A 21,365-nucleotide genomic window follows, 5' to 3' on the forward strand; every position below is an offset into this window, starting at 1 on the left:
TGGTCGGCCCGGCTGCTCGATCACCCCGCCGCTTTGCCTGCCCGCTCGGGTCGTCTGCCCCGCCTGGTCCTCCTGCCGACTCGTCCAGTGGACGGGAGGGGCGGTCGGCTCGTGGGGTGGCGGTGGTGGTCGCTCGGGGTTCCTCATGTTCAACCGATGCGCGAGGGGCCCGTTTTCGTACATGTTTGGGCGTTGATCACTCCATCGTGTGATCAACCGCCCCGTCGGGTTCCGGCGCAGCCCCTCGATGGGCCGGAACCCGACGGTGGTCTTTGGACCTGCGGTGGGAGACGCTCCAGGGAGTGGCATCCCCCACCGCAGGCTCCCGTGCGATCCCATCGCTGCGGGGGCAGCGCTGCGACGGGATCCATGCCCGTTCCTGCCGGGGCGCGGTCGGCAGGAACGGGAAGCCTGTTGGTGTGCTGGGGCGCGTCGGCGCCGGACAGCGGCTTCGTTCTCAGTGCCGGATGACTGCGGCTGGCGTGTGCTCGGGGCACACGGGTCCCGCGGAACTCAGTCGGGTGACGTGCTGGGCAGACCTGGCACGCTGCCGGGCGACCGCCCGTCGTCGCGGCGTTCTACCGACCAGGAGGTCGTCCGCTCCACGCCGGACTGGCCGGTGAGGGAGGCGATGAGGCCACCTCGGTGACCGCCGCCGTTGTCGGCGCTGGAGGAGGAGGCCGTCGGCGCGCTGGGCGCGGGGGCCTGCTTCGGGGCCGGGGCGGGCACGTTGTGCTCCGGCGCTTCCCAGGTCACCTCGGTGATCCTGGTGGACTGCGCGTCCGGTGCTGCGGTCGAGAACGTCGTGGCGATCGCCCAGGGTGCCGGGTCCGCTGTGGGGGTGGCCGGTGGGGTTGGGGGCGGGTCCTCGATCGGTGAGGCGGGGGTGGCCTCGGCTGCCGCTCGGGCGGCTGCCTTCGCGGCCACCTTCGCCTCGTACATCGGTGCGGGCATCGTGTTCGTCGCCGAGCCCGAGTGGCTGTAGGTGGAGTGGGTGGAGCCCGAGTACGACTGGCCCTCGTCGGTGAAGGGGTCGTCGGCGAAGGGGGTGTCGGCGAAGAACGCCTCGTTCGCCAGAACCTGGCTCACCCCCGCGGGCTGCTCCACCGGCTGCGGGACGACGAGCTGCGGGACGAAGAACAGTGGGGGGATCTCGAAGATCTCCGCCGACTCGTGTGCCGGCACCGCGGCGTGGAGCAGTGCGTCGGCCTGCGTCCGCTGCTCGTCGAACCCGAGGTCCGCAGCCGTGGACGGGAAGTCCGTGCCGAACGCGAAGTCCGCGGCGGGGGAGTGGGCGCCGGGGGAGTAGGCACCCGGGGAGTAGGCACCCGGGGAGTGGAGGTCCGGTGCGGCGAGGAGGTCCGCCACGTCGCCGGGGTGGTCCTCCGCCGCCGCCGAACCGGCGCACACCAGCCAGGCCGCCGTCGCCAAACCGCCTACGGTCAGGGCCCGCACCAGCAGCGATCCGCTGCGGCGCACCGCGTCGGGAACTGCCACTGGGGATCACCACCGTTCCGGTTACGGCGAACGGGACGGACCGTTCGAGGTCGACGTTTCGCTATGTCTATCACTGGTCACCGCATTTTCGAACTTTCTCCGGCGGAACCCACTCGGAAGGGCGGTGCGGTGCGGCTGTCCGGGTTGTCGCACCCCTCCGTGAACACCGTCCGTCGCCTCCACCGCATCGGGTGAGAGTTTCTCGGGTACGGGTCGGGTGGTGGTGGTTTTGTCCTGTGTGGACGGAGGTGTGCGCCTTTTGCTGCCTGAACTCGATCGACGTTGTGGGGTTCGATGTGCTGCGGGTGGCGTGGGGTGATCCTCGGTACCAACGAAATGATTAAGCTGATCAGGTGAATATGTGTCGGGGCCAACCGGCGTACCCGAAGGTAGCTCGTGTTCGGCTGCTCATCCGGCCCCCACGCACACGAAACCCAGGTCCCCGTGTCGCGCCTGGGCATCCGCAAGCGCTTGCGCTGGATGTTTCAGCCCAGCGTGCAGATCGATCATGACGTCGACCACCCGGTCGTCGGGCACGGACCGCACGCTTTCCACGACCACGCGCGCTCCCCGGCGCAGCAGGACCCGCGCCAAACCGGACTCGCACGCGGACAGCACCACTATCGGGGGAACTTTGGTCAGGCTGTCCAGGTCATGTCCGTGCAAAGGGCCATCGTCAAGTTGCAAATAGGAAAACAGCTCATCTTGACGCACCCCGTGCGCGGCGATGTGGGCGACGTCCACGTGCGCCATTCCCGCCAGCGTTTCGTCCACGGTGGAGCGGAACCCGCCACCGTGCAATTGCTGCAAAGCCTCAACCTCGCGCCACGCGTGCCGGAGCTCGGGACCGGCCACCCACAACCTCTTGTCCAGCGCCAACGGTCGTGAGGCGGCCCGGAACCAGCAGCCGGCCGACGGCGCCACGGACACCGCCCGCCCCCGCGCCGACGGCAGCGCCGCCCACGGCACCCGCGCCAGCTCCGGGCTCGGCACGATCACCAGCCCCCGGTCCCCGGCCGGCCGCAGCAGGCCGTCGAGCTCGGCCACCGCGTGCGGTGCGGCGGATCCGGTCCCTGGGGAGCCGGCCACTGCGCGTGAGGTGGCGGCGAGGGAGATCGCTCGAACGTGTCGAGCCGCGGTGCGGGCGTCGCCGCGGTCGTGGAGCCTGACCCGGCCGCCCGCGACCGACACCGCGACCAGGCGACCGCGGTGGCTGATGAACATCAGCAGGGCCCGGTCGCCCAGTGCGTCCACGACGTCCGCCAGCGGCACGACCGGGTCGTGGGCGGTGCCCGCCGCGAACGACAACCTGCGCACCTCCCGCTCCAGGTACGCGATCCGGTCGTGCTCGCCCCGCACGCGCGCCAGCCTCAGCTCGGCGCGCACCTCGCCCACCTCGGGCGTCGGCACGGGCGGCGCGCCGTGGCGGCGCTCACCCCAGTACCGCACCGATCGGGCGTCCCGGCTGGTCAGGGCGTGGTCGAGGGCGAGGTCCACCAGGTCTCCGCGGGTGTCGGTGTCTGGGCCGGTTTTGGTGAGGGCGAGTCCCGCGCGGCACGCGGCGACCGCGTCCCGGCGCGAGGTGGCCAGGCGGGCTCGGGCGAGCCAGCCGACGGCCCTGGACCGCGCGGTGCCCCGGTGCCGGTGCGCGGCGGCCTCCGCCGGCACGAGGGCCAGCCGCAGTTCGGCCGCGGCGTCGTGGTGGCCCTGCTCGTCGCACGCCGCGGCGACCGCGCTCGCCGAACCCGGTGCGCCGGCGCGCAGGGCGAGCGCCCGTGCGACCGGCACCCAGGACGGCCGGTCCTCGGCGCGGAAGGAGGTTTCCGCTTCCGCTGCCAGGGCGCGCGCCACGATGGCGTTGCCGTCGCGCAACGCGCAGCGCGCCGCGAGCAGCAGGGCCTCCGGCAGGCGCGAGGTCACGGCGGCCCGGAGCACGGCGTTCGCCTCCCGCACCAGGCCGGTGCTGAGCAGCGCTTCCGCCCGGTCGACCAGGGCGCGGGTGCGTTCGGGCGTCATGCGACGAACCACGGGGTGGCGTGGCGGGTCGCCGGTCCGAGCAGCAGGAACCGGACCGGTCCGGACGGCACGCCGTCCAGGTGGAACCAGCCCGCCCGGTCCACCGGCGTCCGGGCCTCGCCGCCGGGCCACCGGACCACGGCCACCGCGCCGGGGACGAGGAGGGCGGAGGTTGGGAGGCGGGGGTGGACGGAGCCGGGGTGGACGGAACCGGGCGCAGGGGCGTCGGCGGGAGCGGGAGCGAAGTGGTGTGGGTGGGGAGCGTTCGCGGGACGGGGGATGGAGTGGTGCGGCTGGGGAGCGCCGGCGTGGTGGAGCCCGGTGTCGGCGTTGGCTGGTCCGGTGCCGGTGAGTCCGGCGCCGGCGAGTCCGGTGGCGTGCAGGCCGTTGATGGCCTGATCGAGCAGCAGGTCCAGGCCGACGAAGCGCAGCGTTCGGGTGGCGCACCGACCGCGCGTCCCCGGCGGCGTGACCAGGGCCGAGTCGGTGAGCATCCGCATCGGGGTCGCCTCGACGCGTTCGGCGAGGGCCCCGGCGGCTCGCCCTGCCAGCTCGTCGGGCGTGGGGTCGAGGTGGTCGACCAGGTGGGCGAGGGCGTCGAGCAGCAGGCGGTCGGCGGTCACCGGGCCACCTCCACGCCGATGCGCCGGCGCAACGCGGCCAGGCACCGGGAGCGCGTAGGCCCGAGGCTGTTGACCGGCAGCCCCACCGCCTCCGCGACCTGCGTGAACGACAGTTCCGGCGCGAACGCGGCCAGCCGCAGGATCTCCCGGCACCGGTCGCCCAGCGTCGCGTACGCCCGCCACAGCCGGGCGTCGGCCTCGTCGGCGAGCACGGCGTCCTCGGGCGTCGGCGCGTGGTCGGGTGGTGGCCACAGCTCGGCGGGCGCTTCGCGGCCGCGCAGCCGCAGCACGGTCAGCGACTCGTGCCGGGCCGTGGTCACGAGCCACGCGCCCAGCCGTTCCGGGCGGCGGATGCGGGTCAGGTTCTCGGCCAGCGCGAGCCAGGTGGTCTGGCAGACGTCGGCCGCGTCCTCCGGGCCCAGGCGGTGCGAGCGGGGCACCGCCCAGACCAGGCGCACGTGCCTGCGGACGATCTCCTGCCAGGCGGTCTCGTCGCCGGCGTGGGCGAGAGCGAGCAGTTCGGTGTTGGTTCGATCTTGCACACCAGCAAAGGCCGCCGGTCTGACCTGGGGATACTCCTACCGCTCGATGGTGTGGTGCTGGGAACCGAAGATCGTTCCGGTGCGTCGCTACTCGGTTCTCAGGGCGGTCGGGTGGATCGCCGAGCGCAGCGCGGGCAGCGTGCACACCGACATCGCGAGCACGACGACCGCCGCCGAGGCCACCGGGGCGGCGATCTCGGTCCACTCGACGCGGAACGACGAGGTCGGCACCACCAGCCACGCCGTGCCGACGCCGACGGGCACGGCCAGGCCGGTGCCGAGCGCCGTGGGCACGGCCGACTGCCACAGCGCGGACACCGCGAGCACCCGGTGCGGCACGCCGTTCGCCGCCAGCACGGCCGTCGGTCGGGCGCGCTCCAGCACCTGGTCGACGGCCGCCGCCACGAGCCCGACCACGGCCAGCAGGGTCAGCAGCACCGAACCGCCGATCACGCCGCCGCGCAGCGACGTGAACAGCTCGACCTGGCCCGCCTCGAACGGCGCGCGCAGCGTGACGGCCCGGTCGACCCGCCCGGTGGCGGCCAGCAGCCGGTCGCCGAACGACTCGTCCGGCGCGCCGTGCACCACCAGCTCGGCCGGGGGGACCGCCGCCAGCACGGGGTCCGCGCCACCCGCGACGTACAGACCCCACCGGACGTCGTCGACCTCGACCCGCCGGTGCTGCGGGACCACCCACCGCCGGCCCTCGACGGTCAGCGCGGTGCCCGGCGCGGGACCCCGGCCGCCGACCAGGTAGGCCGAGCCGGGCGCGCAGTCCTCCACCCGCAGGCGCTCGGTCAGCTCGGCGCAGTCCGCGCTGACCAGGGAGGTGCCCGGCACCTCGCGCGGGTGGTACCGGCGGACCTCGTCGACCCGCTCCACCCCGCCCACCAGGGAGATCGCCTCCTCCAGCGAGCGGACCGGCGTGTGCCCGGACAGGTCGAGCACCCAGCGGTCGGGGTCGTCCACGGGCGGGGCGGCGGTGATCTGCGCGGCCACGCCGAGCAGCACCTGGAGCGTCAGCGACCCGGTCAGCACCACCACGACACCGGACAGGACGCGGGCCGTGCCGGCGTCGAACCGCAGCGCGCGCAGGGCGAGCATGGGCGCGACGCCGTCCGGTTGCACGTGGTGGGCGACCTTCCCGACCAGCCACGGCAGCACCGCGCCGGTGCCCGCGAGGACCAGCGCGATGCCCAGACCCATGCCGACGGCCAGCCGCGAGTCGGTCATGACCTCCCAGAACCCGCCGACCGCGGAGATCACCACGAGCACCACGGCCCCGGCGCCGACCAGCGCGAACCGCCACCACGCCCGCCGGGCGGGCACCTCGACCGCGGGGACCAGGCCCAGCGGCCCCGGTTCCTCGGCCCGCAGGGCGAGCAGGGCCGACACCACCGCGACCACCGGCACGCCCAGCGCGATCAGCGCGCCCAGTAGCGGGTCGGGCAGCAGGTCGGTGGGGAAGAAGCCGACGCCCTCGACCTCGATGAACCGGGCCAGCGGCCGGGCGGCGAAGAACAGCGCCACGCCGACGAACAGGCCCAGCACCGCCCCGGTCAGCGTCTCGCCGCCGGCGATCCACCGCAGCTGCCGGCGGGACGCGCCGACCAGGCGGATCGCGGCCAGGCGCCGGGCGCGGCCGGTGGCGCCGAGGCGGGTGGCGACCACGACGAAGATGCCGAGCGGCACCAGCAGGGCGCTGATCGCGGCGACCATCAGCAGGCGGTAGGCGGGCAGCAGCGTCGTGCCCGGCAGGTCGCTGCCGAACCCGGTGGCACCGTCGGCGGACTCGACGTGCGCCGGTGGCAGCCCGGCGTAGAAGAGCAGCGACTTCGGCCTGGGCAGGCCCGCGTCGGCGATCACGCCGATCACGCTCTCCGGGAAGCGGGCGCGGACGGTGTCGTCGGTGCGCATCAGCTCGAACAGCTCCGGCGAGACGACCAGCTCGCCCGGACCGGGGACGCGGCCGACCCCCGGCGGGGCGGGCGCGTCGGGCGCGGTGGCGGCCAGCTCCACCCCGTTGATCACGCGCCCCTGCCACGGGACGGTGACCCGGCGGACCTTCAGCGTGGCCGCCCGGTCCTCGGCCGAGGTGACCGCCGCGGCCCGCACCCGCTCGGACTTGGCCTCGCGGGCCGGTCCGATCGAGGCGGCCAGGAGGAGCACGGTCACACCCAGCCCGACCCCGGTGGCGGTGAGCGCCAACCTGGCCCACGACGTCCGGCTGCCCCCGACAGCCAGCCGGACGCCCAGGACCAGATCGGCGACCCACCTCATCGGAGCGCACCCCGCGCGCTCCGGCCGCCGGCTCCCACGATGTCGTCCAGGAAAGAGATCACGTCCTTAAGACGCCGCGGAGCCGGGTCGCGTGGCCTGGGGAGGCGCCGCCGTCGCGAGAAAGTCGTGGGACGGCGGCGCCGGTGGTGTCGTGCGTCACTCCGATCGCAGGCCTAGGGCACCGGTCGCCCGGCGCAACGACGGCAGGGACAGCAGCGTGACCACCACGACCATCAGGGCCGCCGTGCCGCTGAGCACGCCGATGCCCGCCCAGTCCAGCACGATCGGTTGCGTGATGATCTTGAGCAGCAGGGCCGCCAGGGTGCCGCCCACCGCGATGCCCACCACCAGGGCGAGCAGGAGCGGCACGGCGTTCTGCCACAGCAGCGACCGCCCCAGGGCGCCCCGGGGCACACCGCTGGCGGCCAGCACCGCTAGGGGCCGCCGGCGTTCACGCACCTGCTCCAGGGCCAGCACCAGCAGGCTCGCACCGGCCAGCAGCAGGGTGATCAGCGAGCCCGCCAGCAGGGCGCTCCGGATGCTCTGGAACTCCTCCACCCGCTGCGAAACGCCGGTGTCGCCGAAGTACGACGTGTAGACCTGCCAGGTCATCGGCGCCAGGGCGTTGCGGACGTGCTCGGCGATGTCCGGCTGCGCCGGGTCGACCCGCACCAGCACGCTGGCGTACGCGGACTCCAGCGGCAGCCCCTCCGCCAGCGACGGCGTCACCATCAGGCCGTAGTGGCGGCCCCCGCTCTCGGAGCCCTGCTCGACCTCGGTGAACTCCGGGATCGTCCACTGGGGACCAGACGGCACCTGCTCCTGGTCGAGCACCACGGTCACCCGCTGGCCCGGCTCCAGCGGCGTGTCGAAGCCCGAGTTCGGCGCCTCCTCGGGGACCACGAAGAACGCGTCCCCCTCCTGGCAGGACGGCAGCGCGACGTAGGCGCGCAGCACCTCGCACGTGCCGATGTTCATCGAGCCGTACTCGTCCTCGCCGCGGACGAACGCCAGGCCCTGGAGCGGGTGGACCCGCTCCACGCCCACCGACCGCCCCAGCAGCGCCACGGTCTCGGCGGTCACCTCCGGCGTGGCGTCGCGCAGGTCGACCTGGACCCGGCTCAGGTCGGCCTCCGGCTGCCGGCGGTCGACGACCAGGGTCTCCGCGCTCGCCAGCATCGACTGGAGGGCGATGCCGCCGGCCAGCACCACGGCCACGCCCCCGACCACGCGGGCGGCCGTGCCGCTCTCCAGTTGGAGCCTGCGGATGGCCAGCTGCCACGACGGCGCGCCGCCGCGCAAGCGACCGACCGCCCGTTCGACCACCCACGGCAGCAGCAGCGGGATGGACAGCAGCAGCATCATGATGCCGCCGATCAGGATCGGCTCGGACGCCCGGCCGTCCGCCCCGCCCATCGTGCCGGCCTGGGTGAGCAGGGCGCCGGAGCCGATGATGATCGGCAGCACCCGCCACCACAGCACCCGCTGCACCGGCTTCGTGCGGCGCACCACGCCCAGCGGCTCGATCACCGTGCGACGCATGGCCACGATCGAGGTCACCACGGCCAGCACCGGCACCAGCACGCCGATCAGCACCGCCAGTGGCGGCCACGGGGTCAGGTCCTCGACGAACACGCTGAGGCCCATCAACCGGACCCGCTCCACGAACTGGCGGGCCACCAGGAACAGCGCCACGCCCACGGCCAACCCGACGAACGCGCCGAGCAGCGACTCGCCGGCCGCGATCCGCCGCACGCGCTGCGCGCCCGCGCCGACCAGCCGCAGCGCCGCCAGCCTGCGGTCCCGCTCGGAACCCGCGAGCCGCGTGCTGATGCCCACGAACACCAGCACCGGGAACAGCAGCGCCACCACGCCGACCACGATCAGCAGCGACAGGATCGGGTCCAGCGAGCGTTCCCGCAGCTGGCCCCCGAACGAGACGACCGCGGTGCCGCCCTCCTCGGACACCGTCGCGTCACCCGCGTAGAACCGCAGGTCGTGCGGCGCGTTCAGGCCGGACCGGTCGATCGTGCCGACCACCTCCTGCGGGAACCGCTCGCGCAGCAGCTCGCCCTCCGGGGAGGCCAGCAGCTCCGCCAGGGCGGGCGACAGGAAGACCTCGCCGTCGCCCGGCACCCTGGACGTGCCCGGCGGCACCGGCGCGCCCGGACCCGAGGCCCGCACGAACCGGCCGTCGATCGAGTCGCCGCGGTACTCCGTGTTCCAGTACGCCTGGTACAGCACGTCCTGACCGCTCGGCGGCGACTCGGCGGTGACCGCCTGGGTCGCGGACGAGCGGGCGTCGCGCTCGGACAGCACGGTCGTGACCGACGACGCCGCCAGCAGCACGGCGACGCCGATGCCGATGCCCGCGCCGGTCAGCGCGAGCCGGACCCACGACGTGCGCCCGCCGCCGAGGGCGAGCCGGACGCCGAGGGCCAGGTCGGAGAGCCACCTCATCACCGGACCGGCTCCATCTCGCGGGACCGGCCGTCGCGCACCACGACCTCGCGGTCGGAGTACGCCGCCACGCGCGCCTCGTGCGTCACCAGCACCACGGCCGCGTTGGTCTCCTTGGCGGCGGTGACCAGCAGCTGCATCACCCGCTCGCCGTTGAGCGAGTCGAGCGCGCCCGTCGGCTCGTCGGCGAACACCACCCTCGGGCCCGTCACCAGCGCCCGCGCCACCGCGACGCGCTGGCCCTGGCCGCCGGAGGTCTCGCCGGGGCGCTTGTCCGCCACGTCGGCGACCTCCAGCCGCTCCAGCCACTCGCGGGCGCGCGCCTCGGCCTCGCGCCGCTTCACCGAGCCCAGGCGCAGCGGCAGCGCCACGTTCTCCAGGCAGCTCAGCTCCGGCACCAGCTGGCCGAACTGGAACACGAACCCGAAGTCGGTGCGCCGCAGCTCGCTGCGCGGTCCGTCACCCAGCGCGCTCAGCTCCACGTCGCGGTAGCGCACCGTGCCCGAGTCGGGCTGGAGGATGCCGGCCAGGCAGTGCAGCAGGGTCGACTTGCCCGAGCCCGACGGGCCCATGACGGCGACGACCTCGCCGGCGCGCACCCGCAGGCCCGCGCCGTCGAGCGCCGGGGTCGGCCCGAACGACTTGTGCAGGTCGACCGCTTCCAGCAGGGGGTTCACCGGGTCACCGCCGTCTTCAGCTGGCCGAGGCGCGCGGCGGTGAGCTCCAGCCAGCGCAGGTCGGCTTCGAGGTGGAACAGGGCGTGGTCGCAGATCAGCTGGTCGACCAGGTCGCCGTCGGCCTTCCGCCTGGTCAGCTCGCGCATCGTCCCCAGGTGCGCGGAGCGCTGGACGTCGAGCACGTCGTCCGCGCTGCGGCCGGACAGCAGGGCCAGCACGACCTTCGCGTACAGGGTGTTCTGGAGGTACGGCTCCGGCCTCTCCGGGGTCGTCAGCCACCGCTCCACGTCCGTCACGCCCGCGTCGGTGATGGCGTACCGCTTGCGCTCCGGGCCCTCGCCCGCCTCGACCCCGGCCTCCTCGACCAGGCCGTTGCGGAGCAGGCGCGACAGCGTCGTGTAGACCTGCCCGTAGTGCAGCGGCCGGTCGTGGCCGAAGCGCTCGTCGTAGGCCCTCTTCAGGTCGTACCCGTGCCGGGGGCCCTTTTCCAGCAGGCCCAGCAGGGCGTGTCCGATCGACATGAGAGCGACTATACACACGAGGTATACACCGTGTTCATAACCCGATCGGCGGAACGGGAGATGTCACCCGAAAGGGCAGAAGGGCTAACCGCTGAAAACCACTTGACGGTTACTTAGCCACATCGTGACCATCCGACGCCTACAGTGGAGGGGTGACTGGTCTGGCGGCCGGCTGGGACCACGCGGCTCTCGCGCAGGGTCGAGCCGGCGATGCGGAACACGATGTGGAGCTGCTGCTCGCTTTCCTGAACACCCGGGACCTCGAACTCGGCACGGACGTGCTGGACAGCGTCGCCGCCTGGCGCGCGTGGGTCACCGAGCGCGGCCTGGGCCGGCCGGGTGACCCGGCGGAGGTCCGCGCCGCCCGCGACTCGCTGCGGGCCTCGCTGGGTGAACGGCACGACGGACCCGATCCCACCCCCGCCGCGGGCCTGGTCCGGGTCGACCTCAGCCGCGGCGTGCCGACCATGTCCGGCACCGACGCCCTGGGCGCGGTGCTCGGCGCGGCGGCGCGGCTGGCGGTCCTGGGCTCGTGGGAGCGGTTCAAGATCTGCCAGGCGGACGACTGCCGGTGGGCGTTCTTCGACCGCTCGCGCAACCGCTCGCGCACCTGGTGCTCGATGCAGACGTGCGGGAACCGGGAGAAGGCGCGCAACTGGCGCGAGCGCCGCGCCCTGAGCGTGACCTGAACCGCGAACTCGACGGGTCTGGACGTACGACTCGCGGGGTCTGAACGTACGACACGCCGGGTCTGGACGTACGACACGCCGGGCCGGGGCGTACGACTCGCGCGGGTTGGGCGTACGACTCGCGGGGTGGTGCGCTGGTCAGGTGACCAGCTGGCCGACGGTGTAGATCACCAGGCCGGCCAGGGCGCCCACGACCGTGCCGTTGATGCGGATGAACTGGAGGTCCCGCCCGACCTGGAGTTCGATCTTGCGCGAGGTCTCCTCGGCGTCCCAGCGCTCGACCGTGTCGGTGATCAGCGTCGTGATCTCGTCACGGTAGTGGGTCACCACGTACGCCGCCGCGCCCTCCAGCCAACCGTCGACCTTCGCGCGCATCGACTCGTCCTCCACCAGCCGCCGGCCGAACGACAGCAGCCCCTCGCGCACCCGCCGCCGCAGCTCCGACGACGGGTCCTCGGCCGCGTCCAGCAGCATCTTCTTCGCCGTGCCCCAGGCCGACCCGATCAGCCGCTGCACGTCCGGGTGCTCCACCACCTGCTGCTTGACCTGCTCGGCCCGCTGCATGGTGGTCGGATCGGTGCACAGGTCGTCGGCGAACTCGATCAGGAACTGGTCCACCGCCAGCCGCATCGGGTGGTTGACGTCGGTCTTCACCGCCCAGGCGAAGTTCAGCAGCTCGTTGTAGACCTTGTCGCCGAGCAGCGAGTCCACGAACTTCGGCGACCACGTGGGCGCGCGGTCCGACACCACGCCCATGACCTTGTCGTAGTTGTCCCGCACCCAGTCGTAGGCCCGGTCGCACACCAGGTCCACCAGCTTGTGGTGCGCCCCGTCGGACAGCACCTGCCCGAGCAGCTTGCCCAGCGGCGGGCCCCACGGCCGGTCCACCAGCCGCCGCACCACCGCCTGCTCGACGATCGCCTGCACGTCCTCGTCCCGCAGCACGGTCACCGCGCCGCGCACCACGTTGGCCAGCTCGGACGTCACCCGCTCGGCGTTCTCCGGCCGCACCAGCCACTCGCCCAGCCGCCGCCCCACGCCGACGCGCCGCAGCTTGTCCCGCACCACCGCCTCGGACAGGAAGTTCTGCCCGACGAACGACCCCAGCGCGTCGCCGAAGGTGTCCTTGCGGCTCGGGATGATCGCGGTGTGCGGGATCGGCAGCCCCAGCGGCCGGCGGAACAGCGCCGTCACCGCGAACCAGTCGGCCAGCGCGCCGACCATGCCCGCCTCGGCGGCCGCGCGCACGTACCCCACCCAGGCCGGACCGCCCTCCTCGAACAGCAGCGCGATGACGAAGACGGCGGTGGCGGCCAGGAAGAAGCCCGTCGCCACGAGCTTCATCCGGCGCAGGCCACGGCGCTTGAGCTGGTCAGCTGCGGTCAGTTGCTCCACACCGCCATTGTCCGTGAAGATTCGGAGTCGTGCGGGTACCAGCGCTAGTCCCCCGGTTGCGGCCGTTCACCTCGACGATCTTCGCGGAGATGACCGCGTTGGCGAACCGCACCGGGGCGGTGAACCTCGGTCAGGGCTTCCCCGACACCGACGGACCGGCCGGGATGCTCCGGGTCGCCAAGGACGCCATCGACGGCGGCCTCAACCAGTACCCGCCGGGTCCGGGCACGCCGGAGCTCCGGCAGGCGATCTCCGAGCACCGGGCGCGCTACGGCACCCACCACGACGCCGACACCGGGGTCCTGGTCACGGTCGGCGCCACCGAGGCCGTCGCCGCCGCGCTGCTGGCGCTGGTCGAGCCCGGTGACGAGGTCGTGCTGATCGAGCCCTACTACGACTCGTACGCGGCGTCCGTGGCGCTGGCCGGGGCGACCCGGCGCACCGTCGGCCTGGTCGAGGAGCCCGGCACCGGACGCCTCGGCCTGGACGTGGCCGCGCTGGCGGCGGCGTTCGGGCCGCGGACCAGGGCGGTGCTGGTCAACTCGCCGCACAACCCCACCGGCACGGTCTTCACCCGCGACGAGCTGGCCGCCGTCGCGCGGCTGTGCGTCGAGCACGACGTGGTGGCCATCACCGACGAGGTGTACGAGCACCTGGTGTTCGACGGCCGGGAGCACGTGCCGCTGGCCACGCTGCCCGGCATGGCCGAGCGCACGCTGACCGTCTCCGGCGCCGGCAAGTCGTTCAACTGCACCGGCTGGAAGATCGGCTGGGCGTGCGGCGCGCCCGAGCTGGTCGGCGCGGTGCGCGCGGCCAAGCAGTTCCTGACCTTCGTGGGCGGCGCGCCGTTCCAGCCCGCCGTGGCGCACGCGCTGCGCCACGAGCTGGACTGGGTCGAGCGGCTGCGGGCGTCGTTGCAGGACAAGCGGTCGCGGCTGGCCGCCGGCCTCACCGACGCGGGGTTCGCGGTGCGGCCCAGCGAGGGCACCTACTTCATCACCGCGGACGTCCGCCCGCTCGGCTTCACCGACGGCGAGCAGCTGTGCCGCGAGCTGCCGGAGCGGATCGGCGTCGCGGGCGTGCCCGTGCAGGTGTTCACCGACCACCCCGACGAGTGGCGGCACCTGGTGCGCTTCGCGTTCTGCAAGCGCGACGAGGTGCTGGACGAGGCGATCACCAGGCTGCGCCGGCTAGGCGCCTGACCTCACCCGGTCGCGGGCGCCCGCCAGCCGGTCCTGCACCAGCGCGTGCCGGAACTGGTGGACGGCGCCCGCCTGGCGCAGCACGCCGAGCTTGCGGGCGTCCTCCAGGAACGCGGTCAGCTCCCACGGCAGCTTGCCGCGCAGCGCCAGCCACACCCGCGCCACGGTGAACCACCACCAGCGCAGGTGCAGCACGGACAGCGTGAAGCCGAGCATCAGCCCGCACGCCAGGCCGAGGCCCACCATGCCGCTCTGGTGCGGCCCGAACACCAGCCCGCCGGCCGCGCCGAACACCACGGCCAGCACCAGCGACCCGGTCCACACCGCCACGCGGTCCCGCGCCATGGTCCACTTCGGACTCGACGGGTGGGACAGCTCGGCGCTGCTGCCCAGCGCGAACCGCAGCGCCACCGCCACCGCGATGCCCAGGCCCACGACCAGGCCCGCCGACAGCCCGTACAGGGCGCCGAACACCAGGCCGGCCGCCGTGCCGAGCACGCCGCTGACCACCAGCAGGCTGCGCCACACGCCCAGCTTCTGCTTCGGCGCGCGCTGCCGGGACGCGTGCAGCGCGGCCGCCGCCACGGCCAGCCCGGCGACCAGCCCGGTCAGCGGCGCGAACTCCGGCGTGCTCGCGTAGGCCATCAGCCAGGCCACGCCGAACCCGCCGATCAGGCCCAGCACCAGCGCGCCCAGCAGCGCCAGCCACGTGCCCCGGACCGAGTGCCGCAGGTCCCACCAGGCCAGCTCGCGCACGCCCCGGTCGCACATCTGACCGGCCAGGAACGCCAGCCAGCGCCGCGCCCGGTCCCTCGGCCACACCTGGCTCAACCGGGCCTGGTGGGCTATCCCGCGGTCGCCGAACGAGCCCGTGACCAGCGCGTCCACCAGGTGGTCCTCGATCGCGCGGCGGTCGGGGAACCGGCCGCGGTCGAGCAGCTCGCTCGGCTCGCCGTAGGCGTAGACGACACTGGCCAGCCACACCGAGAGCGGCGTGGACAGCGCCTCCGCCAGGCGATCGTCCGGCTCGTCGCGCAGGTGCAGGAAGATCGGCTCCCAGCGGGCCGCCGTCACGGGGTCCGAGGTCGCCCGCAGGTAGCCCGCGATCTCCTCGTGGTCCAGCGGCTGGAGCTCGACCACGTGCGCGCCGGGCACCCGCGCCCCGGCGAACTCGTCGGTGCGGCAGGTGAGCACCAGCGGCTGGGTCCTCGGGAACGCCCGGTTGATGCGGTCCAGCGCGTCGGCCCGGCGCTCGGCGGGGATCTGGTCGAGGCCGTCGAGCACCGGGAACACGCGCCGCTGCTCCACCAGGAGCTCCGCCGCGTAGCTGCCGTACAGCTCGGTGTTGCGCAGCGCCGGGTGGTCCTCGTAGAGGCGGCGGGTCATCCAGGTGCGCACGTCCTCCGCGCCCGGGTCCCAGGTGGACAGGGGGAGCAGGAACGGCACCGCCTCGTCGGGGCGCCGGTCGAGCAGGCCGGTGGTGAGCAGCATCGCCGTGGTGCTCTTGCCCGCGCCCGCCTCGCCCAGGAACACCATGCGCCCGCCGCTGCGCCGGTACGCGCCCAGGACGCCGTCGCTGTGCCCGGGTTCACCCTCCAGTGCGCTCCAGTGCAGGTCGAGCAGGTGGTCGGTCAGGCCGCGGGCGCGGCACTCCTCGTTCCACTGGGTGTGGAGGGCCTGGGTGAGGGCGTTCGCGGCGGCGGCGAGGTTGTCATCGGTGGCGAGACCGGCGGCGCGCCTGCGCTGGAGCCACGGGTCGAGCGCGGCGAGCAGCGCCAGGAAGCCGAGGACCAGGCCGATCAGCCACACGTCGGGGTCGATGCCGTAGTCGGTGACGAACAGGCCGGCCACCGCGAGGACGGCGGCCAGCACGCACCCGGTCAGGACGGCCCGCTGGTGGAATCTGGACACCAAGGAATCATGGCTCACCGACGGCCCGGGGGTGACTCAAGGTGCTGGAGCGGTCACCTTTGTGTCGTGCGTACCCTCGAACATGTGATCTGTCCGAAATGCCAGGACCTCATGCGGACCATCACCCGCGGCTCCGTGCACGTCGAGCAGTGCGAGAACTGCCACGGCGTCTTCCTCGACGGCGGTGAGCTCGAACAGATCATCGCCGCCGAGCGGGCCCACTACGCGCCGCCGTACCTGCCGGTGGGCGGGCCGGTGCCGGCGTTGCCGGTGGGGGTGCCGGTCCCGGGGCCGGTGGGGGTGCCGGTTCCCGTCGTGGAGCGTGCTCCGGAGCCGGTCGCGGGGCCCGACCCCGGGCAGGACGGGGAGCAGGGGACGCGGGTCGTGCCGGCCGCGGCGGACGAGGCCGCCGACGAACGGCCGTCCACCGACCAGCCGTCCACCGACCGGCAGCCCGACGACACCCGGGCACCGGCCGACCCGCCGCCCGTCGACCCACCCGCCGCGCACCAGCCCCCTCCGCACCAGCCCCCTCCGCACCAGCCCGTCGTGCACCAGCCCGCCGGTCCGCCGCCCGCGTACCAGCCGCCGCCCGCCTACCAGCCCCCTCCCGGCACGCCGTCCGGCCCGGTGCCCGCCTACCAGCCACCACCGGGAACGCCACCGCCCGTCCACCCCGGCTACCACGACCCGTACCACGGCCGGCGCCGCCGGCGCAGCTTCCTGGAGGAGCTGTTCGACTGAAGCGGGGTCAGAGGCGCCAGGTGTGGGGGGTGCGGGGCAGGGAGAAGTACTGGTCCGCGGGCGTGGCGGTGAAGGTGAAGTGCCGGCGGCGGGGTCTGCCCAGCTCGCGCCACCGCGCGTAGGCGGCCTCGACGTCGTCCCAGAGGCGGCGCGGACCACCCTGGGCGATCGAGGAGCCCAGGTGCCGGACCCAGGAGCCGTCCCGGTGGGCCAGGCGCGGCGGGTCGCCGGCCACGACCACGCCGGGCAGCGCCAGCCCCGCGAAGAACTCGAACCCGTGCGCCGGGTCGAGCACCACCTCCGCGCCCAGGAGGGTGCCGCGCGCACTGGTCGGCTCCGCGTCCAGGGCGTTGCCCAGCGCTTCGTTGGCCCACGCGGCGTGGTGCGCGCGCAGCGGCATGAAGCGCCCGTCCTCGACCAGCACCGGCCCGGTGGCCACGCCGTCGCGCACGGTCAGGCGGACCAGGCCCGCGCCGATCGCCCGGTTGAACGTGGTCACGACCAGACCGCCGGGCGCGGTCTGGGCGAGCCACGCCGGGGGGATGCGGGACACCGCGCAGGTGCCCAGGACCCGGTCGTAGGGCGCCCCGGGCGGGTGGCCCAGCTCGCCGTCGCCCAGGACGCACTCGGGGTGGTGGCCGGTGGCGGACAGGTGGGCCGAGGCCCGCGCCAGCACGCCCGGGTCCACGTCGATCGAGGTGATGTTGCCCGCCCCCGCCACGTGGGAGAGCAGGGCGGCGTTGTAGCCGGTGCCGGTCCCGATCTCCAGCACCCGCGAGCCCCCGGCCACGTCCAGCGCCTGGAGCATGATCGCCATGATGGCCGGCATGCTCGACGAGCTGGTGGGGACGCCGACCGCGGGACGGCCGGCGAGTGCTTGCTCCCAGGCCCGGTCGTCGCCGTTCAACTGGGTCACGCACACCTGGTTGCGGTAGACCAGCGCCAGGTGGTCCGGGTGGTCGGCGGTCACCGCCGACCAGGCGCCGTCCGGCCGCTGCACGAAGAAGCCCGGCAGGAACACGTGCCTCGGGACCTCGCGAAACGCCGCCTCCCAGCGCGGGTCGCGCAGCACGCCGGAGGCCGTGAGGGAGTCGACCATCCGGTCGCGCAGCTCCGCCGCAAGGTCCACACCCCCACCGTAGCCCTGTGGGCGAGCCCACGTCCGGATTGCTAGCAGTCTGCTTGCAACAGCTAGCACCCGCGCGTAGCGTCGAAGCCGGATCGAGGAGGTGCCGCGCAGTGGACAAGCCCATCGACAAGGCGGTGGCCGACCTCGGCCGCGACATCGGCGAGTACATCCGCCAGCAGCGCAGTACCGCGAAGATCTCGTTGCGGCAGCTGGCCAAGCTCGCCGGGGTGTCCAACCCGTACCTGAGCCAGATCGAGCGGGGCCTGCGCAAGCCGAGCGCGGAGATCCTCCAGCAGATCGCGAAGGGTCTGCGGATCTCGGCCGAGGCGCTGTACGTCGAGGCCGGGATCCTGGAGCAGCGCGAGGGCGGTGCGCTGGCGGACGCCATCGTCACGGCCCCCGACCTGACCGAGCGGCAGAAGCAGGTGCTGCTCGACGTCTACGAGTCCTTCCGGCGGGAGAACGCGGCGGCCGACCACCGGCCCGCGCCCGCCGTCCCGACCGAGCCCGAGGAGTGAGATCGCCATGCCGAACCTGCCCACCACCGAGGAGCTGCGCAAGGCGGGCGAGCAGGCCGTCGCCGCGGCCCGAACCCCGCTGCTCGCCGCCCTGGGCGCCGGCGACCTGGCCGCCAAGGCCGTCGTCGAGGCGCTGAACAAGGCCCGCGAGCGCGCCGAGGCGGCCAAGCAGACCGCCGAGTCGACCGACTTCACCGGTCTGAAGGACAGGTTCGACCCGGCCGAGCTGCGCAAGGTCGTGGACGCCTACACGCAGTCGGCGCTGAACCTGTACCAGTTCCTCGCCGTCCACGGCGAGGAGGCGCTGGAGAAGCTGAAGACCCAGCCGCAGCTCCAGAAGGCCCTCCACCAGGTGGAGGAGGCCGTGGACACCGCGCAGAAACGCACCGGCACCGCCGCCGCGGACGCCCGCGACCTGGCCGACGACGTGCTCGGCAAGGTGACCCGCCGCAGCCGCGAGGTCGGCGAGAAGGCCGCCGGCGACGTCGAGGAGGCCACCGAGAAGCTGGCCGAGGCGGTCGTGGAGGTGGGCGGCGAGGTCGCCCACGAGGTGCGCGCCACCGCCCGCAAAGCGACGGACCGCACCGCCACCCGCAAGACCGGCACGACCCGCGGCAGCACCGCGGCCCGCAAGCCGGCCACCAGCACCGAGCAGGACCGCGGGTAGCGAGGGGTGAACCCGCCGTGACGGGGCGTTCCGCCGGGACGCCCCGTTTCGGCTGTACCGGGAGCGCGCGACGCACGTAGTCTGGTGCTGTGTTTTTCCCGATCCCGCAACTCAGCCCCTTGTACCTGGACCACTGGGTCATGTTCGTGGCTTACTACGCCGCGCTGGGCATGGGTGTGTTCGCGTTCGCGCACGCACTCTCGCAGCGGGCCGACGCCTACCAGGCCGCGGATCGCATGACCAAGCCCGCGTGGCTGGGCATCACCGGCGGTGGCGCGTTCGCGCTGCTGCTGTTCAGCCCGTTCTCGGCGGGCGCCATGTTCTGGCTCGCCGGGCTCGTCGCGGTGACCGTCTACGTCGTGGACGTGCGCCCGCGGCTGATCGAGGTGCAGCGCGGCCCCCGGTGGTGACCCACCGGAGCTTCGGCTCCGGCGAACCCGTGACCCTCGTCGGTCACGGCCTCGGCGCGACGCCCGGTGAGGCGCGCCTGCCCACGTCCGGGCTGCCGGGCACGAAGGTCGTCGTCACGCTGCCCTCGCACGGGGACGCCCCGGACGCGCCCGAGGGCTACTGGACCTACCCGCGAATAGCCGCCGACCTGCGGGAACTTGCCCGCGACACCGGTGCGACCCGCGCCGTCGGGGTGTCCCTGACGGCCGGCGCCCTGCTGGCGCTGCTGGCCCGCGAGCCCGACGCGTTCGAGCGCGTGGTCCTGCTGCTGCCCGCCGTGCTGGACGAGCCGCGGCCGGCGCCGACCCGCGAGGAGGCGATCACCGCCGTGGGCGGGCCGCCCGGCTACCAGGCCGAGCGGCGGGCCGCGTTCGCCCGGCTGGGCGACGCTCCCGACGCCCTGCGCGGCCAGGTCGCGGTGCCCGACCGGGCGGCGTTGGCGCTGGTCACGGCCCCGGTGCTGGTGGTCGGCGCGACGCGGGACCCGCTGCACCCGGAGGACGTGGCCAAGCAGGTCGCCGCCGCGTTCCCGAACGGCCGGCTGGAGCTGGTGCCCTCGTGGTTGACCCACCGGGATGACGTGCGCGGGTGGTTGGTCGACTTCCTGCACGGGTAGCCGAAGCGCATGGCCGAACAGAAGAAGATCGCGTTCCTGGTCGACACGGAGGGCATCGAGCAGGTCGAGCTGACCGATCCCTGGCAGCACGTGGAGAAGGCGGGCGCGGTGCCCAGGCTGCTCGCGCCGAAGCTGGGGACGGTGCGCGGGTTCCACCACCTGACGCCCGCCGACGAGTTCGACGTGGACGTGCCCTACGCGCACGCCGACCCCAACGACTACGACGGCATCGTGATCCCCGGCGGGGTCGCGAACGCGGACTTCCTGCGCATGGACCGCGACGCGGTGCGGTTCGTCGAGCAGCACGTGGCCGCGGGCAAGCCGGTCGCCTCGATCTGCCACGGACCGTGGCTGCTGGTGGAGGCGGGCGTGGTGCGCGGCAAGGCGCTGACCTCGTTCCCGAGCCTGGCCACCGACATCCGCAACGCGGGCGGCGACTGGGCGGACGAGGAGGTGCGGGTCTGCACCGCGAACGGGTGGACGCTGGTCACCAGCCGCAACCCCGACGACCTGCCCGCGTTCAACCGGGAGGCCCTGAAGGCGTTCGGGCTGCGCGGCCTCTGAACCCGGGCCCGACCACGGGGATCTGCAGCTCCCCGTGGTCACCCCCCGTGATCACCCTCCTGGGGGGTGCTTACAGCCTGGCCTGCGCGTAGGCCGCGATGGCGTCGCGGACGTACTCGGCGAAGCCCTCGGCGTGCTCGTCGAACTGCGCCTTGAACTCGGGCGAGTCGACGTAGAGCCGGCCGAGCCCGGTGTAGGACTCGCGGTTCGGCGTCCAGCTCCGGCACAGCCACGTGTGGTGCCGGTCGGTCACCTCCAGCACCTCGGGCGCGTCGGGCGCGACCCCGGCGTCGAACAGGGCGGCGAACGCCTCCCGGACCGCCCCCCACTCCGCCATGAACGCGTCGGCGTCGGCCTTCGTCCAGGTCCGCAGCCGGCGCTTGCCCTCGTCGATGTGCTCCTGGGCGCCCTCGCCGTAGCGCTCCACCAGTTCCGCCTCGTAGCGGGCCTGGCGGTCGGCGTCGAAGCCCTCGAACAGCTCTTCCATCCTCATGCGGTAACCCCCTTCCAGTTCCTCGATCGTCCTGGCGACGGTCTCGGCCAGCCTCGCCAGCCGCTCCTGCTCGGTCGACAGCCACCGCGCGTGGTTGCGCAGCACGTCGACCGCGGTGTGCCGCCCGTCCAGGACCTCGGCCACGGTGTCGAGACCGAGGCCCAGGTCGCGCAGCAGCAGGATCTGCTGGAGCCTGAGCAGCTGTTCGCGCTCGTAGTACCGGTAGCCGTTGCCGCCGATCCTCGCCGGCTCCAGCAGGCCGATCGCGTCGTAGTGCCGCAACGTCCGCGAGGTCACCCTCGACATCCGCGCCACCTGCGCGATCGACCAGGCCATGACCGTCCTCCCTCCTGCACCGTCGACGGTAGATG

At 73.7% G+C, this 21,365-nt stretch carries 20 protein-coding genes; 8 read left to right on the forward strand and 12 right to left on the reverse strand.

All coding sequences use genetic code 11. The annotated features are described in order from the left end of the window. Window positions 1-513: 513 nt before the first annotated feature. From Q5530_RS08770 to Q5530_RS08805, 8 genes are all read right to left on the reverse strand, one after another. Window positions 514-1,497, reverse strand: a complete 984-nt coding sequence (locus Q5530_RS08770; RefSeq protein ID WP_415361734.1) for a hypothetical protein — start codon at window positions 1,495-1,497, stop codon at window positions 514-516. A 408-nt stretch (window positions 1,498-1,905) separates the two neighbouring features. Continuing rightward, a complete protein-coding gene (locus Q5530_RS08775; protein ID WP_415361735.1) occupies window positions 1,906-3,513 on the reverse strand; it encodes a CHAT domain-containing protein in 1,608 nt (535 codons plus the stop codon). After that, window positions 3,510-4,136, reverse strand: a complete 627-nt coding sequence (locus Q5530_RS08780) for a hypothetical protein (protein WP_415361736.1) — start codon at window positions 4,134-4,136, stop codon at window positions 3,510-3,512. The genes Q5530_RS08775 and Q5530_RS08780 overlap by 4 nt, the downstream gene beginning before the upstream one ends. After that, window positions 4,133-4,678: an RNA polymerase sigma factor gene (locus tag Q5530_RS08785; RefSeq protein WP_380634561.1), complete on the reverse strand. Its 546-nt coding sequence runs from the start codon at window positions 4,676-4,678 to the stop codon at window positions 4,133-4,135. The genes Q5530_RS08780 and Q5530_RS08785 overlap by 4 nt, the downstream gene beginning before the upstream one ends. An 87-nt stretch (window positions 4,679-4,765) precedes the next feature. Further along, a complete protein-coding gene (locus Q5530_RS08790; protein WP_415361737.1) occupies window positions 4,766-6,958 on the reverse strand; it encodes an FtsX-like permease family protein in 2,193 nt (730 codons plus the stop codon). A 156-nt stretch (window positions 6,959-7,114) separates the two neighbouring features. Then, complete coding sequence (locus Q5530_RS08795; protein WP_415361738.1) at window positions 7,115-9,418, reverse strand: FtsX-like permease family protein; 2,304 nt, start codon at window positions 9,416-9,418, stop codon at window positions 7,115-7,117. Further along, window positions 9,418-10,095 (reverse strand): ABC transporter ATP-binding protein, encoded by a 678-nt coding sequence (locus Q5530_RS08800; protein ID WP_380634556.1) that lies wholly within the window; start codon window positions 10,093-10,095, stop codon window positions 9,418-9,420. Before Q5530_RS08800 ends, Q5530_RS08795 begins: the two co-directional genes overlap by 1 nt. Beyond that, the gene (locus tag Q5530_RS08805) at window positions 10,092-10,616 is read right to left on the reverse strand and encodes a PadR family transcriptional regulator (protein WP_415361739.1); all 525 of its coding nucleotides are present in this window, start codon (window positions 10,614-10,616) and stop codon (window positions 10,092-10,094) included. The genes Q5530_RS08800 and Q5530_RS08805 overlap by 4 nt, the downstream gene beginning before the upstream one ends. Window positions 10,617-10,768: 152 nt before the next feature. Here Q5530_RS08805 and Q5530_RS08810 point away from each other — a divergent pair, with 152 nt between their 5' ends. Then, window positions 10,769-11,305 (forward strand): CGNR zinc finger domain-containing protein, encoded by a 537-nt coding sequence (locus Q5530_RS08810; protein ID WP_380634553.1) that lies wholly within the window; start codon window positions 10,769-10,771, stop codon window positions 11,303-11,305. 138 nt (window positions 11,306-11,443) lie between these two features. Here Q5530_RS08810 and Q5530_RS08815 read toward each other — a convergent pair whose 3' ends face one another. Next, window positions 11,444-12,649 carry a DUF445 domain-containing protein gene (locus Q5530_RS08815; protein ID WP_380634662.1) on the reverse strand — a complete coding sequence of 402 codons (1,206 nt, stop codon included), beginning with the start codon at window positions 12,647-12,649 and terminating at the stop codon, window positions 11,444-11,446. An 80-nt stretch (window positions 12,650-12,729) separates the two neighbouring features. Here Q5530_RS08815 and Q5530_RS08820 point away from each other — a divergent pair, with 80 nt between their 5' ends. Then, window positions 12,730-13,902 carry a pyridoxal phosphate-dependent aminotransferase gene (locus tag Q5530_RS08820; RefSeq protein WP_415361740.1) on the forward strand — a complete coding sequence of 391 codons (1,173 nt, stop codon included), beginning with the start codon at window positions 12,730-12,732 and terminating at the stop codon, window positions 13,900-13,902. Here Q5530_RS08820 and Q5530_RS08825 read toward each other — a convergent pair. Next, window positions 13,891-15,813 (reverse strand): NACHT domain-containing protein, encoded by a 1,923-nt coding sequence (locus tag Q5530_RS08825; RefSeq protein ID WP_415361741.1) that lies wholly within the window; start codon window positions 15,811-15,813, stop codon window positions 13,891-13,893. The two genes, Q5530_RS08820 and Q5530_RS08825, sit on opposite strands and share 12 nt — an antisense overlap. 84 nt (window positions 15,814-15,897) lie before the next feature. Here Q5530_RS08825 and Q5530_RS08830 point away from each other — a divergent pair, with 84 nt between their 5' ends. Next, window positions 15,898-16,557, forward strand: a complete 660-nt coding sequence (locus Q5530_RS08830) for a zf-TFIIB domain-containing protein (RefSeq protein ID WP_415361742.1) — start codon at window positions 15,898-15,900, stop codon at window positions 16,555-16,557. A 7-nt stretch (window positions 16,558-16,564) separates the two neighbouring features. On the opposite strand, the gene Q5530_RS08835 is transcribed toward Q5530_RS08830, so the two are convergent. Continuing rightward, the gene (locus tag Q5530_RS08835; protein ID WP_415361743.1) at window positions 16,565-17,686 is read right to left on the reverse strand and encodes a methyltransferase domain-containing protein; all 1,122 of its coding nucleotides are present in this window, start codon (window positions 17,684-17,686) and stop codon (window positions 16,565-16,567) included. Window positions 17,687-17,796: 110 nt separating this feature from the next. Here Q5530_RS08835 and Q5530_RS08840 point away from each other — a divergent pair, with 110 nt between their 5' ends. The 5 genes from Q5530_RS08840 (at window position 17,797) to Q5530_RS08860 (ending at window position 20,501) form a co-directional block, all read left to right on the forward strand. Next, complete coding sequence (locus Q5530_RS08840; RefSeq protein ID WP_415361744.1) at window positions 17,797-18,204, forward strand: helix-turn-helix domain-containing protein; 408 nt, start codon at window positions 17,797-17,799, stop codon at window positions 18,202-18,204. A gap of 7 nt (window positions 18,205-18,211) precedes the next feature. Beyond that, a complete protein-coding gene (locus Q5530_RS08845) occupies window positions 18,212-18,871 on the forward strand; it encodes a hypothetical protein (RefSeq protein ID WP_415361745.1) in 660 nt (219 codons plus the stop codon). A 119-nt stretch (window positions 18,872-18,990) separates the two neighbouring features. Next, a complete protein-coding gene (locus Q5530_RS08850) occupies window positions 18,991-19,281 on the forward strand; it encodes a DUF2516 family protein (protein ID WP_380634660.1) in 291 nt (96 codons plus the stop codon). Then, window positions 19,275-19,937 carry an alpha/beta fold hydrolase gene (locus Q5530_RS08855; RefSeq protein WP_415361746.1) on the forward strand — a complete coding sequence of 221 codons (663 nt, stop codon included), beginning with the start codon at window positions 19,275-19,277 and terminating at the stop codon, window positions 19,935-19,937. Before Q5530_RS08850 ends, Q5530_RS08855 begins: the two co-directional genes overlap by 7 nt. A gap of 9 nt (window positions 19,938-19,946) precedes the next feature. Further along, window positions 19,947-20,501: a type 1 glutamine amidotransferase domain-containing protein gene (locus tag Q5530_RS08860; protein ID WP_415361747.1), complete on the forward strand. Its 555-nt coding sequence runs from the start codon at window positions 19,947-19,949 to the stop codon at window positions 20,499-20,501. Window positions 20,502-20,571: 70 nt separating this feature from the next. On the opposite strand, the gene Q5530_RS08865 is transcribed toward Q5530_RS08860, so the two are convergent. Next, on the reverse strand, window positions 20,572-21,330 hold the full coding sequence (locus tag Q5530_RS08865) for a MerR family transcriptional regulator (RefSeq protein ID WP_415361748.1): 759 nt from the start codon (window positions 21,328-21,330) through the stop codon (window positions 20,572-20,574). Window positions 21,331-21,365: the final 35 nt, after the last annotated feature.

This window comes from Saccharothrix sp. BKS2, assembly GCF_047689505.1.
Taxonomy (GTDB): domain Bacteria; phylum Actinomycetota; class Actinomycetes; order Mycobacteriales; family Pseudonocardiaceae; genus Actinosynnema; species Actinosynnema lopnurensis.